At 70.1% G+C, this 20494-nt stretch carries 16 protein-coding genes and 1 pseudogene; 1 reads left to right on the top strand and 16 read right to left on the bottom strand.

From position 1 onward, the window contains the following. Positions 1–766, top strand: a pseudogene (locus AC08OX_RS06025) (hypothetical protein); the annotation flags it as partial. An 81-nt stretch (positions 767–847) separates the two neighbouring features. Here AC08OX_RS06025 and AC08OX_RS06020 read toward each other — a convergent pair. From AC08OX_RS06020 to AC08OX_RS05945, 16 genes are all read right to left on the bottom strand, one after another. Next, positions 848–1864, bottom strand: a complete 1017-nt coding sequence (locus AC08OX_RS06020) for a polyprenyl synthetase family protein (RefSeq protein ID WP_476606902.1) — start codon at positions 1862–1864, stop codon at positions 848–850. A gap of 7 nt (positions 1865–1871) precedes the next feature. Continuing rightward, entirely contained in the window at positions 1872–3407 is a 1536-nt protein-coding gene (nuoN, locus tag AC08OX_RS06015; RefSeq protein WP_476606904.1) for an NADH-quinone oxidoreductase subunit NuoN, read from the bottom strand. A 41-nt stretch (positions 3408–3448) separates the two neighbouring features. Then, a complete protein-coding gene (locus AC08OX_RS06010; protein ID WP_476606901.1) occupies positions 3449–5107 on the bottom strand; it encodes an NADH-quinone oxidoreductase subunit M in 1659 nt (552 codons plus the stop codon). 1 nt (position 5108) lies between these two features. Continuing rightward, entirely contained in the window at positions 5109–7094 is a 1986-nt protein-coding gene (gene nuoL, locus AC08OX_RS06005; protein WP_476606900.1) for an NADH-quinone oxidoreductase subunit L, read from the bottom strand. A gap of 190 nt (positions 7095–7284) precedes the next feature. Then, entirely contained in the window at positions 7285–7584 is a 300-nt protein-coding gene (gene nuoK, locus AC08OX_RS06000) for an NADH-quinone oxidoreductase subunit NuoK (protein WP_011435008.1), read from the bottom strand. Then, positions 7581–8384 (bottom strand): NADH-quinone oxidoreductase subunit J, encoded by an 804-nt coding sequence (locus tag AC08OX_RS05995; RefSeq protein ID WP_476606899.1) that lies wholly within the window; start codon positions 8382–8384, stop codon positions 7581–7583. Before AC08OX_RS05995 ends, nuoK begins: the two co-directional genes overlap by 4 nt. Further along, positions 8381–9034 (bottom strand): NADH-quinone oxidoreductase subunit NuoI, encoded by a 654-nt coding sequence (gene nuoI, locus AC08OX_RS05990; protein WP_476606898.1) that lies wholly within the window; start codon positions 9032–9034, stop codon positions 8381–8383. The genes AC08OX_RS05995 and nuoI overlap by 4 nt, the downstream gene beginning before the upstream one ends. A 3-nt stretch (positions 9035–9037) precedes the next feature. Then, positions 9038–10387, bottom strand: a complete 1350-nt coding sequence (gene nuoH, locus AC08OX_RS05985; RefSeq protein WP_476606897.1) for an NADH-quinone oxidoreductase subunit NuoH — start codon at positions 10385–10387, stop codon at positions 9038–9040. Next, a complete protein-coding gene (locus AC08OX_RS05980; RefSeq protein ID WP_476606896.1) occupies positions 10384–12891 on the bottom strand; it encodes an NADH-quinone oxidoreductase subunit G in 2508 nt (835 codons plus the stop codon). Before AC08OX_RS05980 ends, nuoH begins: the two co-directional genes overlap by 4 nt. A gap of 5 nt (positions 12892–12896) precedes the next feature. Further along, positions 12897–14228 carry an NADH-quinone oxidoreductase subunit NuoF gene (gene nuoF / locus AC08OX_RS05975; RefSeq protein ID WP_476606895.1) on the bottom strand — a complete coding sequence of 444 codons (1332 nt, stop codon included), beginning with the start codon at positions 14226–14228 and terminating at the stop codon, positions 12897–12899. A gap of 2 nt (positions 14229–14230) precedes the next feature. Next, a complete protein-coding gene (nuoE, locus tag AC08OX_RS05970; RefSeq protein WP_476606894.1) occupies positions 14231–15046 on the bottom strand; it encodes an NADH-quinone oxidoreductase subunit NuoE in 816 nt (271 codons plus the stop codon). Further along, positions 15046–16494 carry an NADH-quinone oxidoreductase subunit D gene (locus tag AC08OX_RS05965; RefSeq protein ID WP_476606893.1) on the bottom strand — a complete coding sequence of 483 codons (1449 nt, stop codon included), beginning with the start codon at positions 16492–16494 and terminating at the stop codon, positions 15046–15048. The genes nuoE and AC08OX_RS05965 overlap by 1 nt, the downstream gene beginning before the upstream one ends. 88 nt (positions 16495–16582) lie before the next feature. Further along, entirely contained in the window at positions 16583–17293 is a 711-nt protein-coding gene (locus AC08OX_RS05960; protein WP_476606892.1) for an NADH-quinone oxidoreductase subunit C, read from the bottom strand. A gap of 3 nt (positions 17294–17296) precedes the next feature. After that, positions 17297–18112 carry a NuoB/complex I 20 kDa subunit family protein gene (locus AC08OX_RS05955; RefSeq protein ID WP_476606891.1) on the bottom strand — a complete coding sequence of 272 codons (816 nt, stop codon included), beginning with the start codon at positions 18110–18112 and terminating at the stop codon, positions 17297–17299. After that, the gene (locus AC08OX_RS05950) at positions 18103–18465 is read right to left on the bottom strand and encodes an NADH-quinone oxidoreductase subunit A (RefSeq protein WP_011434998.1); all 363 of its coding nucleotides are present in this window, start codon (positions 18463–18465) and stop codon (positions 18103–18105) included. Before AC08OX_RS05950 ends, AC08OX_RS05955 begins: the two co-directional genes overlap by 10 nt. Positions 18466–18583: 118 nt before the next feature. Beyond that, the gene (locus tag AC08OX_RS05945; protein WP_476606903.1) at positions 18584–19888 is read right to left on the bottom strand and encodes a geranylgeranyl reductase family protein; all 1305 of its coding nucleotides are present in this window, start codon (positions 19886–19888) and stop codon (positions 18584–18586) included. Positions 19889–20494: the final 606 nt, after the last annotated feature.

The following is a 20494-nucleotide window of genomic DNA, read 5'->3' as shown; positions in this document are numbered from 1 at the left end:
CCCGCCCGCTGCTTCGCCTATCGGCCGGATGCCCGGCGCGCACCGGGCACCAGCCGATAGGCGAAGCAGCGGGCGGGTGCGGCTCGCCGCGGCGGGAACCGTCTTGCTCGCCGGGCTGTCCGCGCTGGTCGCCGGCGTAGCCCTGGGCGGCGATCCGACGGGCGCCACGACCGGCCCGAACGCCGGCGAGGCGCCTCGGGTCCAGTACACGGGTGGGGCCGCCTTCGGTTCCTCCCAGACGCAGGCCTCCCGCGACCGTCCGCAGGCCGCCTTGCCCACTCCGTCCCAGGCGCTGCTGGCGCCGAGCACGAGCCAGGCCGGCCTGGGCGCCCACCCTGGTAGTCCGTCCGGGCGGTCAGGTTCCTCCCACGCCACCGGCGAGGCCTACCTGGGCCCCGGCACCTCGCCGATCCCAATCGTGCCACTGACGCCGCGGGACGAGCTCAGCTCACCCAGCACGAGCCCCACCGACCTGCGTACCATCGCGCCCAGCCCGACGGAGAGCGCCGGCACGGCCACGACATCGCCGTCGCCGATCGACTCGTGGCCGTGGGGCGACCCGACCCCCTCGACGAGCCCGACGCCGACTTCGGCCGGTGGCTCCCTGCCGTTCCATCCAACGCCGATCGACGTCACTCCGCTGCTCGGGACATTTTTCGATACGCAGACCGGTGCCACGAAGGGCCACGCCGACCCAGCCGGAACCACATACACCTGTACGCAGTCCGCAACCACCGCCACGGCGGCGGTCGCGGCGGGACACTGACCCAGGAGGACCTGGCGACCTGGCCAGATCTCACCAGATCCGGCCAGGTCGCCGGATTTCCGGGCGCTCCCCGCGCCACGCTCAGCCGGTGCGGTCAACCACGAAGTCCGCGAGGGACTCCAAGGCGGTCTTCGCCGGATTGTCCGGCAACGACGCGAGGCATTCCCGCGCCCGGCTCGACCAGGAGATAAGTTCCGCCCGGGCCCGGGCCATGCCCACGTGGCCGCGTAGCAGATCGAGAGCCTCGCCCACCCGGTCCTCCGTGTTCCCGTCGCCGGGGGCGAATCCGGTGGTGATGAGCTCCCGGAGCCGTCCCGCCGCCCGGTCGTCGGCCTGCAGCGCGTAGAGCACCGGCAGGGTCGGGATTCCCTCCCGCAGATCCGTGCCGGGCGTCTTGCCGGAGTCCACCGGGTCCGAGACAACGTCGATGATGTCGTCGGACAGCTGGAAAGCCACCCCGAAAAGCTCCCCGAAGGTCGCGAGGGTGTCGACGGTGATCGGGTCGGCGCCCGCCAGCATGGCACCGAGCCGACCCGAGGTCGCGATCAGCGAGGCGGTCTTGTCCGTGATGACCCGCAGATAGTGCTCGACCGGGTCCTGCCCGGGCGCCGGGCCCACGGTCTCCCGGATCTGCCCCTCGCACAGGGTCGCGATCGTCCGGGCGAGGATGCGGGTCGCCTCCGGGCCGAGGTCCGCCGTGATGTCGGAAGCGCGGGCGAACAGGTAGTCCCCGGTGAGGATGGCGACCGTGTTCGTCCACCGCGTGTTCGCGGAGGCCGCTCCCCGCCGCCGCGGCGCCTCGTCCATCACGTCGTCGTGGTACAGCGTCGACAGATGGGTGAGTTCGATCGCCACCGCCGCCGGCACCACGCCGACGGCCTCGGGATCGGCGAACTGCGCCGCCAGCAGCACGACGATCGGACGGAAACGTTTCCCCCCCGCGTCGACAAGATAGCGGGAGGTCTCGGTCACGAAGGCGGATTCGCTGCGCACCGACTCGCGCAGCAGATCCTCCACCCGGGCGAGACCCACCCGCACGGCCTTTTCCAGATCAGGATCGGTCCTGATCCCCACGACGTCCAGCCCGATAGCGCTCATACCACCGTCAGCGTACGAAGCCGGACGTCGCGGCGGTCGTCGCGAGGTCCAGGAGTGGCTGTGGCGCTACTCCCAGTACAAGAGTAGCCACGGTACCGATGGCGACCGCGACGAAGGTCAGCGTCGGGCGGGTCACCACCACCGGCCCCTCGGCAAGCGGCTCGGAGAAGAACATCAGCACGATGACCCGCACGTAGAAGAAGGCGGCGATGGCGCTGCACACCAGTGCAACGACTACCAGCGGGGTGGCGTCCCCGGCGATCGCGGCCTGGAACACCGCGAACTTCCCGGTGAACCCGCTCGTCAGCGGGATCCCCGCGAGCGCGAGCAGCAGGAACGAGAACGTCCCGGCCAGCAGGGGCGAGGTCCTGCCGAGCCCCCGCCACTGGGACAGGTCACCGGCCTCGCCGTCGCCGGTACGGACCAGGGAGACCACGGCGAAGGCGGCGATCGTCGTGAAACCGTAGGTCACCAGGTAGAACATCGAGCCGCGCAGGCCGTCGGTGTTGGTGCCGGCGAGGCCCACCAGCAGGAACCCGGCGTGCGCGATCGCCGAGTAGGCCAGCATACGCTTGATGTCGCGCTGGGTCAGGGCGAGCACCGCGCCGACCACCATGGTGAGGATGGCGATCGTCCACAGGATTGGTCGCCAGTCCCAGCGCAGCCCTCCGAAGGCTACGTAGAAGACCCGCAACAGGGCACCGAACGCGGCGACCTTCGTCCCCGCCGCCATGAACGCGGTAACCGGCGTCGGCGAGCCCTGGTAGACGTCCGGCGTCCAGGAGTGGAACGGCACGGCGCCGATCTTGAAGAACAGCCCCACCGCCAGCAGCGCGAGCGACAGATAGAGGTAGGTGTCGTTCGCACCGGCGTTGCTGACCGCGTCCGCGACCGCCCCGAGCTCCACGCTGCCGGCAAATCCGTAGGCGAACGCGACGCCGTAGAGGAAGAAGGCCGAGGAGAACGCCCCGAGCAGGAAGTACTTCATCGCCGCTTCCTGCGACAGCAGCCGGCGGCGCCGGGCGAGCCCGGCCAGCAGGTACAGCGGCAACGAGAGGATCTCCAGCGCCACGAACATCACCAGCAGATTGTTCGAGGCAACGAAGAGCATCATCCCGGTGACCGAGAAGACCATCAGCGGATACGCCTCGGTCTGCACGTCTGCCGAGGTCTGCTGCGCCGTCGATCCCTTCGAGCCCGGGGTGATCGCGGCCGAGGCCACGATCGCCCCGCCGGACGAGTCAAGCTGGCGTTCGGCCACCAGCAGCACCGACAGCAGGGCGAAGACCAGGATCGTGCCCTGCATGAACAGGGTCGGCGCGTCGATCGCCAGCGCACCGGAGGCGAGGATGGCCTGCCGGCCGTGCAGCACCGCCACGGCCACGAGCGCGGCGACGAAGCCCGCACCCGCCAGGATCGGTTGGAAGGTCCGCCGGGCCCGCTTCGTGGCGAAGGCGTCGACGAGCACCCCGACGAGCGCGACCCCGAACACGATCAGGATCGGGCTGAGCGAGGAGTACTCGATCGACGGCGGTGTGATCATCGGGTTCGATCCCTGCGCCAGGAGAAGGTCGGGTGTGGCGCTCACGAGTGGCCTCCGGACTCCGCGGCCACCGAGTGCGTCGGAGCCGGGTCAGACTTGCCGATATCGGCGTAGGTCGCCGTCACCGTCGGCGTGATGATGTCGAGCAGCGGCTTGGGGTAGACCCCGAGCGCGACGATGAGCGCGACCATCGGGGCGACGACGAGCTTCTCGCGCAGGCTGAGGTCGACCAGGACCTTGTTCTCCTCGTGCACCACCGGTCCGGTCATCGTCCGCTGGTAGAGGTACAGGATGTAGATCGCGGCCAGCACGATGCCGGTGGTCGCGACGATCGCCAGCGGCCTGTTCCGGGTGAACGTCCCCACCAGCACCAGGAACTCGCTGACGAAGCTGTTCGTTCCAGGCAACGCCAACGACGACAGTCCGGCGACGAGGAACACCCCGGCAAGCACCGGCGTCACCCTGGCCAGGCCGCCGTAAGCACCGACGTCACGAGTGCCGCGGCGCGCCACCAGGAAGCCCACGACCATGAAAAGCAGGCCGGTGGACAGGCCGTGGTTGACCATGTAAAGCACCGCGCCGCTGCCCGCCTGGGAGGTGAAGGCGAAGGTGCCCAGCGCGATGAAGCCGAAGTGGGCCAGCGAGGTGTAGGCGACCAGCCGTTTCATGTCCCGCTGCCCGATGGCGAGCAGGGCGCCGTAGAAGATGCCGATCACCGCCAGACCAAGCACCAGCGGGGCGAAGTAGTCGGCCGCGTCGGGGAACAGCGGGATGCAGTACCGGATCAGTCCGAACGTGCCCACCTTGTCCAGTACCCCGACCAGCAGCACCGCGCCGCCGGTGGGCGACTGCGCGCCGGCGTCGGGCAGCCAGGTGTGGAACGGGAACAGGGGGGCCTTGATGGCGAACGCCAGGAAGAAGCCGAGGAACAGCAGCTTCTGCACCCCGGGGGTGATGTCCATCTGCCGCAGGGTGGCGAAGTCGAAGGTTCCGCTGCCGAGGTTGTCGGCGGAGACGACGTACAGTCCGATCACGGCAGCGAGCATCAGCAGGCCGCCAAAGAGGCTGTAGAGCAGGAACTTGACCGCCGCGTAGGAGCGCTGGGCCTGCTCCCGGACCGGGCCGTAGCTCCCGATGAGAAAGTACATCGGGATGAGCATCGCCTCGAAGAAGACGTAGAACAGGAAGACGTCGGTGGCGGCGAACACGCCGATCATCCCGGCCTCCAGCGCCAGCAGCAGCGCGAAGAACGCCGGGACCGACCGCCTGCTCCGCATCCCGGCGCCGTCCGCCCCGACGGCGGCCGCGCCGACGCCGTCCGCCCCGACGCCGTCCGCGCCGGTCGGGTCCGCCGCGCCGGTCGTCCCCCCATCCGCGCCTGCCTCGTCCCAGGACGCCAGGACCACGACCGGCACCAGCAGCGCGGCAAGCAGGATCAGCACCAGCGAGATGCCGTCGGCCCCCACCGAGTAGGAGATGCCGAAGGTTTTGATCCAGTCGTAGGACTGGGCGAACTGGAAGCCGGCCTTGTCCGGGTTGTAGGCCGCGGTCGCAAGGACCGCGAGCACCAGGACCGCCAGCGAGAGCCCGAGGGTGAGCTGCTTGGCGAGGGTCGACAGCCGGCGGGGCAGAGCGGCGACAACCACCGCACCCGCGGCCGGGACGATCAGCATGATCGTCAACCAGGGGACTGTGTGCATGTCAGCCCGCCCTCACCAGCAGCAGCGCGCCGACCACGAGGACGGCACCTCCCAACATCGACAGAGCGTAGGACCGGACGAAGCCGGTCTGGAGGCGGCGCATCCGCCCCGACAGGCCGCCGATGGCGGCGGCGCTGCCCCGCACGAGCCCGTCGACGCCGACGAGGTCCAGCCAGACCAGGAAACGGGTCAGGTACTGGCCGGGCCGCATCGCGACGGTCTCGTTGAAGGTGTTCGCGAACAGGTCGTGACGGGCGGCGACGGTGGCCAGGGTGACCTCGGAGTCCGGCGGGGCCGTCGCCTCGACCGGGCGCAGCTGGTAGCGCACATAGGCCCCGGCAAAGCCGCCGGCGGTGACCACCAGCGTGAGCAGGGTGAGGACGAGCGGCGAGAAGGTGTGGACACCCTCGACCCCCGCCCCGGCGACCGGTTCGAGCCAGTCCTGCAGCGAATGGCCGAGGACGAACAGGCCACCGGCGAGGAGCGAGCCGACGGCCAGCAGGATCATCGGACCGGTCATCGACCCCGGGGACTCGTGCGGATGCCGAGCGTGCTCGCCCTCCGTCGTCCAGCGCGGCCTGCCGTGGAAGGTCATCAGAAACAGGCGGGACATGTAGAAGGCGGTGATGCCCGCGCCCAGCAGCGCGATCGAGCCGAGCAGGTATCCCGACGTCCCGCCCTTGTCGAAGGCGGTCTCGATGATCCGGTCCTTGGTGAAGAAGCCGGAGAACCCGGGGAACCCGATGATCGCCAGGTAGCCGACACCAAAGGTCACCCAGGTGATCTTCATATGCCGCCAGAGCCCGCCGTAGTGACGCAGGTCCTGGTCGTCATTCATCGCGTGGATCACCGAGCCGGATCCGAGGAACAGACCGGCCTTGAAGAAGCCGTGGGCGAGCAGGTGCATGATGCCGATCGCGTAGCCGGCCGGTCCCAGCCCCACCGCGAGGAACATGTACCCGATCTGGCTGACTGTCGAGTAGGCCAGCACCTTCTTGATGTCATCGTAGGCACAACCGATGACGCAGCCGATCAGGATCGTGACCGCCCCGACGATCACCACGACGGTACGGGCGGCCTGCGTCTCGTTGAAGATCGGCCCGGCCCGCACGATGAGATAGACCCCGGCGGTGACCATGGTCGCCGCGTGGATGAGCGCGGAGATCGGGGTCGGGCCCTCCATGGCGTCCGGCAGCCAGGCCTGCAACGGGAACTGGCCGGACTTGCCGCACGCAGCGAGCAGGAGCAGCAGCGCGATCGCGGTGATCGTGCCGTAACCGATGACGCCCGCGGCGGCCGAGCCGAACACGTCGGCGTAGCTCGTCGACCCGACGGTGGCGAACATGAACATGATCGCGAGCGCCAGCCCGACGTCCCCGACCCGGTTCATGTAGAAGGCCTTGTTCGCCGCGGTGGCGGCGGCCGGCTTGTACTCCCAGAACTTGATGAGCAGGAAGGACGACAGCCCGACCAGCTCCCAGCCGGCGTAGAGCGACAGGAAGTTGTCGCCCAGAACGAGCAGCAGCATCGACGCCAGGAAGAGATTCATGTAGGCGAAGAACTTCCGCCGGGCCGGGTCATGCGCCATGTAGCCGATCGAGTAGATATGGATCAGCGTCCCGACCCCGGTGATCAGCAGCACGAAGACGACCGAGAGCTGGTCGACCAGCAGACCGACGTCCACCCGGAAACCGTTGACCGGAATCCAGGAGTACAGCTGCTGGGACAGCGCCCGATCGTCACCGGGGCGGTCGAGCAGGCCGGCGAACAGCACCAGACCGATCACGAAGCTGGCGGCGGAGGTCAGTGTGCCGAGCAGATGCCCGAACCCGTCGGTCCGCCGGCCGCCGAGCAACAGCACCGCGGCTCCGGCCAACGGAAGCGCGATGAGCAGCCAGGTCAGCGAGAAGACCCCCGACGCGGCCGCATAATGGATCTTGCTGCCGCCATGTTCGGCGGCAGCGAGCAGAAGCGGGTCAGCGTTCATCGCGACTCCGCCGCGGATGCCATTGGCGATAATGCGTCACTGCAGTGTCGTCCGTTCTTCCGTGGCCGACGGCCGGTCGCAGCCGCGTTCCGGCGGCGGGGGCGGACCGGGGAGTCCACCCGACCCGGTCCGCGGTGGGAGTGCTGGTCAAGATCTGGTGCTCGCGCTCGTACTCGTGCTTGGCTGGGATCTAGTACTTCAGCAGGTTCACGTCATCCACCGACGCCGAGCGACGGGTTCGGAAGATGCTGAGGATGATGGCCAGGCCGATGACGACCTCGGCCGCGGCGACGACCATGACGAAGAAGGCCATGATCTGCCCGTCGAGGGTCCCGTGAATGCGGGAGAACGTGACCAAGGTCAGGTTCACGGCGTTGAGCATGAGCTCCACCGACATGAACACGACGATCGCGTTGCGCCGGACGAGGACCCCGACCGTGCCGATGGTGAACAGTAGCGCGGAGAGGATCAGATAGTTCGCGGGGTTCATCGACCGTCCCCCTTACCGGCGCCGACGGGCGCCGAGCCGTCCGCGTCCCGGGAGATGCCGCCGCCCGGCTCGTCGGGCGTCCCGGGGACGCCCCCGATGCCCGAGGCGCGCCCGCCGCCCGGCAACAGCCCTGGCGTGTCGGCGGAGTCATGCCGGGCGAAGACGCCCGGCCCGGGCAACGGGGTGACCTGACGGCCCTCGGTGAAGCGCCGCCGCATCCACTCCCGCTGGCTGATCCGGCCGCCTTCACGTTCCCGGTGGCCGAGGACCATCGTGCCGATCGCGGCGACGACGAGCAGCGCCGAGATCGCCTCGAAGACGAAGACGTAGTCGGTGAACAGCAGACGACCGATCGCCTGGACGTTGCCGCCGGTGTTCGCCTCGGACAGGCCCTTGGCGCTCCCGCCGTCGATCGCCGAACCGATCGGGAAGGCCAGCAGGCCCGCGAAGCCGAGGCCGAAGACGATCGCGCCGAGGCGCTGACCACGGATGGTCTCCACCAGCGAGTCGGACGAGTCGACCCCGACGAGCATCAGCACGAACAGGAACAACACCATGATCGCGCCCGCGTAGACGATGATCTGCACAAACCCGAGGAACGGTGCCTCCTGGATCAGGTAGAACACCGCGACGCAGAACAGGTTGGCCACCAGCAGCAACGCCGAGTGCACGGCGCTGCGGACCATCACCATGCCGAGTGCGGCCAGCACCGCGACCGGGGAGAGAATCCAGAAGGTCGCGGCCTCACCGGTGGAGGTGCTGGTGATGTCCCCCGCCGCGGCGAGGATCTCGTGGTTCATCGTGGTCGCTCCGAACCGGCGCCGTGGGCGGGAACCTCATCCGCCCGGGAGTGCTCGCCCGCCGTCCGCCGGGCGATGACGTCAGCTGCCTCCAGCTCCCCGGCCTGCCCCGAGGCCTGCTCTTGCCCCGAGACCTGCCAGGGCAGCGGGGCTTCGGGGTGGCGAGTGTAGTAGTCGGTCTCGCTGGAGCCGAGCCGCATCGGATGCGGCGGCGCCTCCATACCCTCGCGCAGCGGAGCGAGCAGCTGTTCCTTGGTGAAGATCAGATCCTGTCGGCTGTCGTCGGCGAGCTCGTAGTCGTTGGACATCGTCAGCGCCCGGGTGGGGCAGGCCTCGATGCACAGCCCGCACAGGATGCACCGCAAGTAGTTGATCTGGTAGACGCGGCCGTACCGCTCGCCCGGGGAGTACCGCTCGGCCTCGGTGTTGTCCGCGCCCTCGACATAGATCGCATCGGCCGGGCACGCCCAGGCGCACAGCTCGCACCCGACACACTTCTCCAGGCCGTCGGGATGCCGGTTGAGCTGGTGACGGCCGTGGAAACGCGGAGCGGTCTCCTTTTTCTCCTCCGGGTACTGCTCGGTCGTCGGCTTCTTGAACATCGTCCCGAAGGTGACGCCGAACCCCTTGTACGGGTCGAGGATCCCCATGACTCAACGCTCCTGACGCGGACCGGGGTCCGCGGGGATGACAGTGGACGACCCGTTGGCCGAGGCACCGGCGGACACCGCCGGACGACCCCGTCCGGCGGCCTGCGGTGGGGGGGGCCACGGGATGCGGTCGAGGCTCGGCGCCTCGGCCAGCTTGCGCTGCTCGGCCTCCTCCAGCTCCCGTCGGTGCCTCGCGCCGCCGGGATCGATGAGCGCGACGATCAGCAGGATGCCGACGACCACGCCGAACCCGACGAGCCAGGGCGTGCGGTCGTCCACGTGCTTCTGGTAGACGCGGAAGGTCGCGACGGCCAGCACCCAGACCAGACCGACCGGGATGAGCACCTTCCAGCCGAAGCTCATGAACTGGTCGTACCGCAGCCGCGGCAGCGTCCCGCGCAGCCAGATGAAGAAGAACAGGAACGCCAGCAGCTTGAGGACGAACCAGATCAGCGGAACCCAGCCGGAGTTCAGACCGGACAGGCCGGGGATGGGCGGAGGCTGCCAGCCCCCGAGGAACAAGGTCGTCGCGATCGCCGAGACGGTGACCATGTTGATGTACTCGGCCAGGAAGAAGAACGCGAACTTGATGGAGCTGTACTCGGTGTGGAACCCGCCGACCAGTTCGCCCTCGGCCTCGGGAAGGTCGAAGGGGGTCCGGTTCGTCTCGCCGACCATCGAGATGCAGTACAGGACGAACGACGGCACCAGCACGATGTACCAGCGACCCGACTGGCCCGCCACGATGCCGGAGGTCGACAGCGTGCCGGCGTAGATGAACACCGCGACGAACGCGAGCCCCATCGCGACCTCGTAGGAGATGATCTGCGCGGCCGAACGCAGCGAGCCGAGCAGCGGGTAGGTGGACCCGCTCGACCAGCCCGACAGGATGAGCCCGTAGACGCCGAGGGAGGCGGCCGCCAGCAGATAGAGCACGCTCACCGGCAGGTCCGCCAGTTGCAGCGTGGTCCGCTCCCCGAAGATCGAGACCTCCGGGCCGAAGGGGATCACCGCGAAGGCGAGGAACGCCGGCACCGCGGAGACGATCGGCGCCAGGATGAAGATCGGCTTGTCGGCGAGTACCGGGATGAGGTCTTCCTTGAGCATCAGCTTGGCGCCGTCGGCGAGGCTCTGCAGCCAGCCCCTCGGGCCGTGGCGGTTCGGGCCGACCCGCTGCTGCATCTTCGCGACGACCTTGCGCTCGAACACGATCGCGAACAGCGTCATCAGCAGCAGGAAGGCGAACACCGCCACGGCCTTGAGCAGGATCAGCCAGAACGGGTCGTCGGCGAACGCGTGCAGGTCCGGATCCGCGGCCGCGGCCCAGACGAGCGTGGACGGGGTGGCGCTCATGCGCGGCCTCCGGGAGTGTCGTCCCCGGCGGGGGTACCGTCCTCGGCAGGGGGATCGTCCTCGGCGGGGCCCACCCGGACGAGGACCCCGGCGTCCCCGGCGAGCGCCCGGCGCACGTGTGAGCCCGGCGAGTGGGTCGGCACCCAGACCACCCGGTCGGGCATCGCCGTGACCTCGACGGGCAGGGTGATCGAGCCGCGGGAGGCCGTGATGGTCACCCGCCCCCCGGCCACGGCGCCGATCTCGGCGGCGGTCGCGGCGGACAGGCGGGCCACCGCCGGGCGCGCGGTGCCCGCCAGGTAGGGCTCGTCGGCCTGCAGAGCGCCGTCGTCGACGAGCTGGTGCCAGGTCGCGAGCACCGCCTCACCCACCCCCGCGACGGGCGGCTCGGCGATCGGCTCCGACGGGGCGGGCACCCGGCTCACGCCGTCGCCGGCCCGACCCAGGGCGCGCAGCTCGCGGGCGGCCGCGCCGGCGTCGGGCAGGCCGAGGTCGAGGCCCATCTCGGCGGCAAGCAGGTGCAACACCCGGACGTCTGGCAGGGCCGGGGTGTCCAGGGCCCGCTGGAACGGTCGCAGCCGGCCCTCCCAGTCGACGAACGAGCCAGCCTTCTCCGCCACCGGGGCGATGGGCAGCACCACGTCCGCGACCTCGGCGATCGACGACCGGCGCAGCTCGATCGAGACGCAGAACGGCATCCGGGCGAGCGTCGCGAGCGCACTCGCCGGATTCGGCAGGTCCTCCGCGTCGACGCCGGCGACGATCATCCCGTCGAGCCGCCCGGCCGCGGCGGCAGCCAGCATGCCGTCGGTGTCGCGGCCGGGCGCGCCGGGCAGCGGACCCCCCCAGACCTCCTCGACCTCGGCGCGCCCGGCGGCATCCGTGACCGGGCGACCGCCGGGCAGCAGCGAGGGAAGCAGCCCGGCCGAGACCGCGCCGCGGTCACCGGCCCGCCGCGGAACCCAGGCGAGCGAGGCACCGGTCGCCTCGGCCCGCCGGACGGCCGCGGACAGGGCCCCGGGGAACTCCGCGGCCCGCTCGCCCACCAGGATCACCGCCCCCGGCGCCCGCAGGGCCTGCGTGGTCGGTGCTTCCGGCCCGCCCCGGTCGGGGGCGGCGAGCGCGTCGAGGACGGCCGCCTCCCCGCCCGGCCGCGTCGGCACGAGGGTGCCGGCGAGCTTGGTCAGCCCCCGGCTCGCCAGGGGGGCGAGCGCGTGCACGGCCGCGCCGTGCTTGTCCACGGCCTTACGCAGCCGCAGGAAGACGATGGGCGACTCCTCCTCCGGTTCGAAGGCCACCAGGAGCACGGCCGGGGCCGCCTCGAGATCGGCGTAGGTGACGCCGATGCCGGTACCGGCGACGGCATACCCAAGGAACTGCTCCTCCTCGGCGGAGTGCGGCCGAGCCCGGAAGTCCACGTCGTTGCTGGCCAGCGCCACCCGGGTGAACTTCGCGTAGGCGTAGGCGTCCTCGCGGGTCAGCCGCCCGCCGGTGAGCACCCCGACCCCGCGCCGGTCCCGGCACTCGGCCAGCCCCCGCGCGGCGTACTTGAGCGCCTCGCTCCAGGAGGCCGGGACGAGCTGCCCGGTGTCGTCGTCGCGGATCAGCGGGGTGGTGAGCCGATCGGCCACGCGCGCGTAGGTGAAGGCGAACCGGCCCTTGTCGCAGTTCCACTCCTCGTTCACCGCCGGGTCGTAGCCGGCGAGGCGACGGGTCACCCTGCCCCGGCGGTGGTCGGTGCGCAGGGAGCAGCCCGACGCGCAGTGCTCGCACGCCGTGGGCGTGGAGACCAGGTCGAAGGGCCGGGCCCGGAAGCGGTAGGCGGCGCTGGTCAACGCCCCCACCGGGCAGATCTGCACGGTATTGCCGGAGAAGTAGGAGGAGAACGGCTGCCCGTCGCTCACCGCGACCTGCTCGGCGGCGCCCCGCTCGAACAGCTCGATGAACGGGTCCCCGGCGATCTGGGCGGAGAACCGGGTGCAGCGGGCACACAGCACGCAGCGCTCCCGGTCCAGCAGGATCTCGGTGGAGATCGCCAGCGGCTTCGGGTACACCCGCTTGGTCTCCTTGAACCGGGAGACCGCGCCGCCGTTCGCCATCGACTGGTTCTGCAGCGGGCACTCGCCGCCCTTGTCGCAGATCGGACAGTCGAGCGGATGGTTGAGGAGCAGGAACTCAAGCGTGCCGGCCTGGGCCTTGCGGGCGACCGGCGAGGTCAGCTGGGTCTTCACGACCATGTCGGCGGCCACCGTCGTGGTGCAGGAGGCGACCGGCTTGCGCTGGCCCTCCACCTCGACGATGCACTGCCGGCAGGCTCCGACTGGGTCGAGGAGCGGATGGTCGCAGAACCGCGGGATCTCGATGCCGAGCAGCTCGGCCGCGCGGATGATGAGGGTGCCCTTGGGCACGCTCACCGACAGCCCGTCGATGGTGAGGGTGATGAGGTCGGGTGCGGCCGGCTGGGCCGGCTCGGAGGCGCGAGGCCTGGATGGGGCGACGGTCATGATGGTCAGTGCGCTCCCGCGTAGGCACCCGGGGCGGACGCGGGCGAGCCGTCGCCGGCCGTGGCGTCTCCCGGGGTGGGGTTCGGCTTCGTGGTCACCGCACTCACCGGGATGAACTCGTCCCGGAAGTACTTGATCCCCGAGACGATCGGGGAGGTGGCCCCGTCGGCCAGCGCGCAGAATGCCCGGCCGAAGATGTTGTCGCAGGCGTCGACGAGGGTGTCCACGTCCTCGGCGTCGCCTTGGCCCCGTTCCATCCGGGACAGGATCTGCACCATCCAGCTGGTGCCCTCGCGGCACGGAGTGCACTTGCCGCACGACTCGTGCGCGTAGAACTGGGTGAGCCGGCGGACGACCTTGAGCATGTCGACCGTGTCATCCATGATCATGAGTGCGGCCGTGCCAAGCAGCGACCCGGCCTCCTGCATGCCCTCGAAGTCGAGCGGCGCGTCGAGGTGCTCGGCGGTCAGCATCGGGGTGGACGACCCGCCCGGGGTCCACGCCTTGAGCCCGCGACCGCCCCGCACGCCGCCGGCCAGGTCGAGCAGCTCCCGCAGCGTGGTGCCCATCGGGGCCTCGTACTGGCCAGGCCGGGTCACGTGCCCGGACAGGCTGTAGATCTTCGGCCCGGGCGAGCGCTCCCGGCCCATTGACCGGAACCAGTCCACGCCGTAGTTCACGATGTACGGCACCGACGCGATCGTCTCGACGTTGTTGACCACCGTCGGGGAGGCGTACAGGCCGTGCGTCGCGGGGAACGGCGGGCGCAGCCGCGGCTGGCCGCGACGGCCCTCCAGGGAGTCGAGCAGGGCTGTCTCCTCGCCGCAGATGTAGGCGCCCGCGCCGGAGTGCACGACGAGGTCGAGGTCGAAGCCGCTGCCGAGGATGTCCCGGCCGAGGTAGCCGGCCCGATAAGCCTCGGCCACGGCGGCCTGCAGCCGACGGGCCGCGTGGATCAGTTCGCCGCGCAGATAGACGAACGCCCGGCTGGCCCGCACCGCGTAGGCCGCGATGATGATCCCCTCGATGAGCGAGTGCGGGTCCGCCATCATCAGCGGCGCGTCCTTGCAGGTGCCCGGCTCCCCCTCGTCGGCGTTGATGACGAGGTAGTGCGGCCTGCCGTCGCCCTGCGGGATGAAGCCCCACTTCATCCCGGTGGGGAAGCCGGCGCCGCCGCGCCCCCGCAGCCCGGAGTCCTTTACCAGCTTGATGAGGTCGTCCGGGGCCATCGCGAAGGCGGTGCGCAGCGCGGTGTAGCCGTCGAGGCGGGCGTAGGTCTCGATCGTCCACGACTCCGGCGTGTTCCAGCGCCGGGTGAGGACCGGGGTGACGGGCATTGTCAGCTCCCCTTCCGTTCCGAGGAGGCCGGGGTCGTCGGCGCTGGAACCACCGCGGGCGGCGGCCCGGCGGGCGGTGGGGCAGCAGGCGGTGGGGCAGCAGGCGGTGGGGCGGGCCGCGGCGGCGCCGCGGCGGCCACCACGCCGTGGGTGACCAGCGGCGCGGGCGCCTGCTCGGCGCTCCAGCCGGCAGCCTCGGCCACGAGGAGACCCACGACCGACGGCTCGCCGATCCCCGGGCCCGCGACGCCCTCCGGTCTCGGATCGCCGAACCCGGCGAGCTGGCGGGAGACCTCGGCGAACGAGCACAGCGGACCGCCGCGGGTCGGCGCCGGCCGCCGCCCCGCTCGCAGGTCCTCGACGATCGCCTGGGCGGAGTCGGGGTCGACCTGGTCGTAGAACTCGTAGTTCACCGTCATGACCGGTGCGTAGTCGCAGGCCGCGAGGCACTCGGCGTGCTCGAGGGTGATCGACCCGTCCGGCGTCGTCTCGTCATGGCCGACCCCGAGGAGCTTCGAGACCCGCTCGTAGACGTCCTCGCCACCGAGCAGCGCGCACGACAGGTTCGTGCAGACCGAGACGAGGTAGTCCCCGACCGGATGCCGCTTGTACATCGTGTAGAAGGTCGCCACCGCGCCGACCTCGGCCCGGGTGATGCCCAGCACGTCCGCGCAGAACGCGACGCCCTGCGCGGTCACGCACCCCTGCTCGGCCTGTACCAGGTGCAGCAGCGGGAGCAGGGCCGAACGGGATCGGCCGGCTGGGTACCTGGCGATGATCTCCTGCGCGGCCGCATGGGTCTCCGGCGAGAACGCCATCAACGATCAACTCCCCCGAGTACCGGGTCGACTGAGGCGACCCCGACGATCACGTCCGCCACCTGGCCGCCCTCGGTCAGCGCCGGGACGGCCTGCAGGTTGACGAAGCTTGGATCCCGCACGTGGACGCGGAAGGGTCTCGTGCCGCCGTCGCTGACCACGTGGTAGCCGAGCTCGCCGCGCGGCGACTCGATCTGGGTGTAGACCTGACCGGCCGGGACGCGGAATCCCTCGGTCACCAGCTTGAAGTGATGGATCAGGGCCTCCATCGAGGTCCCCATGATCTTCCGGATGTACGCGAGTGAGTTGCCCGTCCCGTCGGACCCGACAGAAAGCTGGGACGGCCAGGCGATCTTCTTGTCGGCGACCATGACCGGGCCGGGACGCAGCCGGTCCAGGCACTGCTCAACGATCTTGAGTGACTCGCCCATCTCCTCCAGCCGCACCAGGTAGCGGGCGAAGGAGTCGCCCTCCAGCGCGGTCGGCACGTCGAACTCGTAGGTTTCGTAGCCGCAGTAGGGCATGGTCTTGCGCAGGTCCCACGGCAGGCCCGCGGCGCGCAGCACCGGGCCCGTGGTCCCCAGCGCGATGCAGCCGGCCGCGTCGAGAACGTTGACGTCGACCATCCGGGCCTTCCAGACCGGCTGGCCGGTGAGCAGCGCGTGATACTCCCTGATCCGCTTCGGCATGTCGGCGAGGAACGCCCGGATGGCCCGCTCGGCGCCGTCGGGGAGATCCTGGGCGAGGCCCCCGGGCCGGATGTAGGCGTGGTTCATCCGCAGCCCGGTGATGAGCTCGAGCAGGTCGAGGACCTTCTCCCGCTCCCGGAAACCGAAGATCATGGCGGTGGTGGCGCCGAGCTCCATGCCGCCGGTCGCGAGCCACACCAGGTGCGAGGCGATCCGCTGGAGCTCCATCACCATCACCCGGATCACCGTGGCCCGCTCGGGTACCTGCTCGGTGATGCCCAGCAGCCTCTCCACCGACAGGCAGTAGGCCGCCTCGTTGAACAGCGGCGAGAGGTAGTCCGCCCGGGTGAGGAAGGTGACCGCCTGAGTCCAGGTGCGGTACTCACAGCTCTTCTCGATGCCGGTGTGCAGGTAGCCGATGACGAGGCGGGTCTCGGTGACCGTCTCGCCCTCGATCTCCAGGACCAGGCGGAGCACCCCGTGGGTCGACGGGTGCTGCGGCCCCATGTTGACGACGATCCGCTCGTTCTCCTCCTCGCCGACGCCGAGGATCTGCTCCCAGTCGCTGCCGGTGACGGTGTAGAGCCGCCCGTTCGCCGACTCAGTGAAGCCGGCCTCGTAGGCCGGATGCTCCCCGGGTCCGCCGACAGTCCCGGTCGGGCCCCCGACGCCGTTCGCGCCGTCGGGGGCCCCGGTGCCGTCGGGAGCCCCGGTGGTCAGATCGTCCGTGGTGGAGGAAGTCGACGTGTTGGTCGTCATAGCGAACCTCGGATGTCGCCTCGTGGGATGTCGCCTCGTGGGATATCGCCTTGGCGGTGCCGCCGGCCGGCCGGGGCCGGACGCGGGATCACGAGTAGCTCCGGCGCTCGTCCGGCGGCGGGATCGTGGCACCCTTGTAGTCGACGGGGATGCCCCCCAGCGGGTAGTCCTTGCGCTGCGGGTGCCCGATCCAGTCGTCCGGCATCATGATCCGGGTCAGGCCCGGATGACCCGTGTAGACGATGCCGAACATGTCGTAGGTCTCGCGCTCGTGCCAGTCCGCGGTGGGCCACACCGAGGTCAGGCTCGGCACGGTGGGATCGGCATCGGTGACGGACACCTCGACCCGGACCCGGCGACGGTGCGTCATCGAGGTCAGGTGGGCCACCGAGTGCAGGCGACGGCCGGTGACGTCGTCCGGGTAGTCCACGCCGGACAGCGAGGACAGCAGCTCGAACCGCAGGTCGGGGTCGTCGCACAGGGTCTGCCCGACGGCGACGAGGCTCTCCCGGCGCACGTGGACGGTCAGCTCCCCGCGGTCCACCACCACCCGTTCGACGGCGTCGCCGAGCTGGGGGAAGGCACGTTCGAGCGCGTCGTAGACGGCGTCGGCGTCGGCGTCACCGAACGGGCGGGCGGTGGAGCTCAGGACCGGAACGGGCGTCACGAGCCCGCCGAACCCGGAGGTGTCACCGCTGTCACCGGCGCCGAACGCGTCACGGCGCTGCCCACCCGGGCCGCCGGGCACGCCGGCGGCGCCCGGTACCAGGTCGGCGGAGGCTGTGCTCTCGTCGCTCACTGCCTAGCTCCCCCGATCCGGACCGTCGACATCGCCGATGCTCTCGGTGGTCGGACCGGGCCCATGCGCCCGGGCCTCGTCACTCGGCTTGGGGTCGACCGGTATCCGCTTGGCGCGCCCGAACACCGACGGCGGCGCGAGGGCCGCGGGGCGGCGAGTGTCCAGGGCGGGTTCGACCGCCCCGCTACCCGTCGGCGCCGGCGCCCCGGCCGGGATCGAGAAGCGCTTGCGGTCGTTCACCGAGAGGGTCCGGGTGTCGAACGCGCCCTCCGGCAGACCGGCCCGGGCCGTGGCCACCTCGATGGGTTTCGGATACGGCGAGGAGCCGATCTTCGTGTGCTCGATCCGGCCAGAGATCGGACCGGCGAGGATCTTCTCGTGCAGCTTGATGATGGCATCCATGAGCATCTCCGGCCGCGGTGGGCAGCCGGGGAGGTACATGTCGACCGGGACGATGTGGTCCACGCCCTGCACGATCGCGTAGTTGTTGAACATGCCGCCGCTGCTGGCGCAGACACCCATCGACAGCACCCACTTGGGCTCGGGCATCTGGTCGTAGATCTGCCGCAGCACCGGCGCCATCTTCTGACTCACCCGGCCGGCAACGATCATGAGATCGGCCTGACGCGGGCTGGCCCGGAAGACCTCCATGCCGAATCGGGACAGGTCGTAGCGGCCGGCTCCCGTCGACATCATCTCGATCGCGCAGCAGGCCAACCCGAAGGTCGCCGGCCACAGCGACGAGCGCCGTGACCAGTTGGCGAGCTTCTCGACGCTGGCGAGAAGCACACCGCCCGGCAGCTTCTCCTCTAGTCCCATTCCAGACCTCCACGCCGCCACTCGTAGGCGTACGCGACGAAAATGGTCGCCATGAACAACGCCATCGCGCCGAGACCGAATACCGCCAGACTGTCGAAGGCGACCGCCCAGGGGAAGAGGAAGATAATCTCGATGTCGAAGACGATGAAAAGCATCGCGGTGTTGTAGTACTTCACCGGGAAACGCTGCGGTCCGGCCGGGGCCGGGGAGGGTTCGATCCCGCACTCGTATGCGTCGATCTTCGCACGGTTGAACCGGCGCGGGCCGATCAGCGCACCGGCCGCGACCGAACCGACCGCGAACAGGGCCGCGATCACGAGCAGAACGAGGATCGGCACATAGTTCGAGAGCATGCCGAACTCCTCTCCTTCGAGAGTTTGTTACCGGACGTTGGGGTGAAACGGCTCGCCGGTGAACGGACCGCGAACGGTCCGGACTCGGTCCGCGGAACCAGTGGCCATTTCGGACACGTCAGGCCGCGGGAGCGAGCCGGGTCATCGCGTTGATCAGCCGGTCCATCGCATCCCCTCCCCGGGGGTCGGTGAGATTTGCCATGATCTTGAGAACGAAACGCATGAGGACCGGTCTCGGCAACCCGTAGCGGGTACCGAACGCCATAATCGTCGGATTGCCGATAAGCTGGACGAAGAACCGGCCCAGGGTGTAATAGCCCCCGTACCGGGCCCGCATGAGTTCCGGGTACTGGCCGAGTGCCCGCTCCCGCGCCGGACCATCCGGGCGGGCGAGGGCCTGCACGGCGATCTCGGCGGCGTACCGACCGGATTCGAGCGCGTAGGCGATGCCCTCGCCGTTGAAGGGATTCACCATCCCGCCCGCGTCACCGACCAGCAGCACGCCGTCGCGGTAATGGGGGGTCCGGTTGAAGCCCATCGGCAGGGCGCTGCCACGCACCGGGCCGATGGCGTTGTCCTCGGTGTATCCCCACTCCGGCGGCAATGCGGCGAGCCAGCGGCGCAACAGGTCCCGGTAGTCGGTGTTCTGGAAGGCGTCCGTGGTGTTCAGCAGGCCGAGGCCGACGTTGCTCGTGCCGTTACCGACCCCGAAGATCCAACCGTAGCCGGGCAGCAGCCGGCTCTCGCGCGGCTTGCCCTCCCACAGTTCCAGATGGGACTCGAGGAAGTCGTCGTGCGTGCGGAGGCTGCGGTAGTAGCGGCGGACCGCGACCCCGAGCGGCCGGTCCTCCCGGCGGCGGATACCGAGGGCGAGCGCGATGCGGGCGCTGTTACCGTCCGCCGCGACGACCAATGGCGCCCGGAACGTCACAGGTGCCCGGTCAGTGCCGGTCCTGGCGTGCACGCCGACGACCCGTCCGGTGCGCTCGTCGAGCAGCGGACCGGTCACGGCGGTCCCCTCGTGCAGCCGGGCACCAACCTTCACCGCGTGGCGGGCCAGCAGGTCGTCGAAGTCAAGCCGCGGACGGACCAGGCCGTAGTCGGGCCAGCTCGCCAGCTCCGGCCAGGGCAACTCCAGGCGGACGCCGCCGCCAATGATGCGAAGCCCCCGGTTACGGGCCCATCCGGCCACGGGCGAGGTGTCGACACCCATGTCCACGAGGCTGCGGACGGCCCGCGGGGTCAGCCCGTCGCCACAGACCTTCTCGCGGGGAAAGGTCGTCTTCTCCAGCAGGAGCACGTCGAGCCCGGCGCTGGCGAGATGGTAGGCGGCCGAGGAGCCACCCGGACCCGCGCCGACCACGATGACGTCGGCGTCGGCCTTCGACCGGCCGGCCGCACCATCAGCCCTTGTCGTCGCCATGGTCACGAATTGCTCCGGATCTGCTAGGCCACTCGTCCCGGGGGCGCCCCACCGGGGGCCCTCCACCTGTGTGCTCGTGAAATTCTTCACGAGCGTTCCCGGCGAGTGTAGGCCTTGCACAGGTCAATCGCACCAACCAGGATGCGGCGAAGAACGGACGGGTTGATTTCGTACACCCTATCGCTACCGTGAGCGATAGTTCGCGGCACCGGACGCCCGCCGCCGGGGCTCGGCGGCCGATCGCCATCGTGAGCGGCGGGTACAATCTTCGCCCGATCAGCCTGGATCAGCCCGGATCAGGCCAGCTCACCCGCCTGGTGTCGGTCCGCAACATTCGCCCGGAGCGTGAAGCGCAACGGAGAAACCACGAAGCCGGGCCCCACCGCCCACCGGTGGCCCATATTCGCCCCCGAGGTGGGATCAGCGCCCGTGCGGGGTAGTCCCTCCACAGGTCACCCGAAACGCGGTGGCTCGTCCGCGGTCACCGCCGGTGTCCCGACGACACGGACGCATCATCACCCGAACACCGTCACCCGAACATCATCACCCAAAGCAGCACGGACTGGGAACGAGAGAACGCGATGACCACCGCAGAGACCGTCGTCA

Source organism: Frankia sp. CoBUL1, from assembly GCF_978021245.1.
Note: the sequence above shows the minus strand (reverse complement) of the source record. Positions and strands in the feature narration are given on the sequence as shown.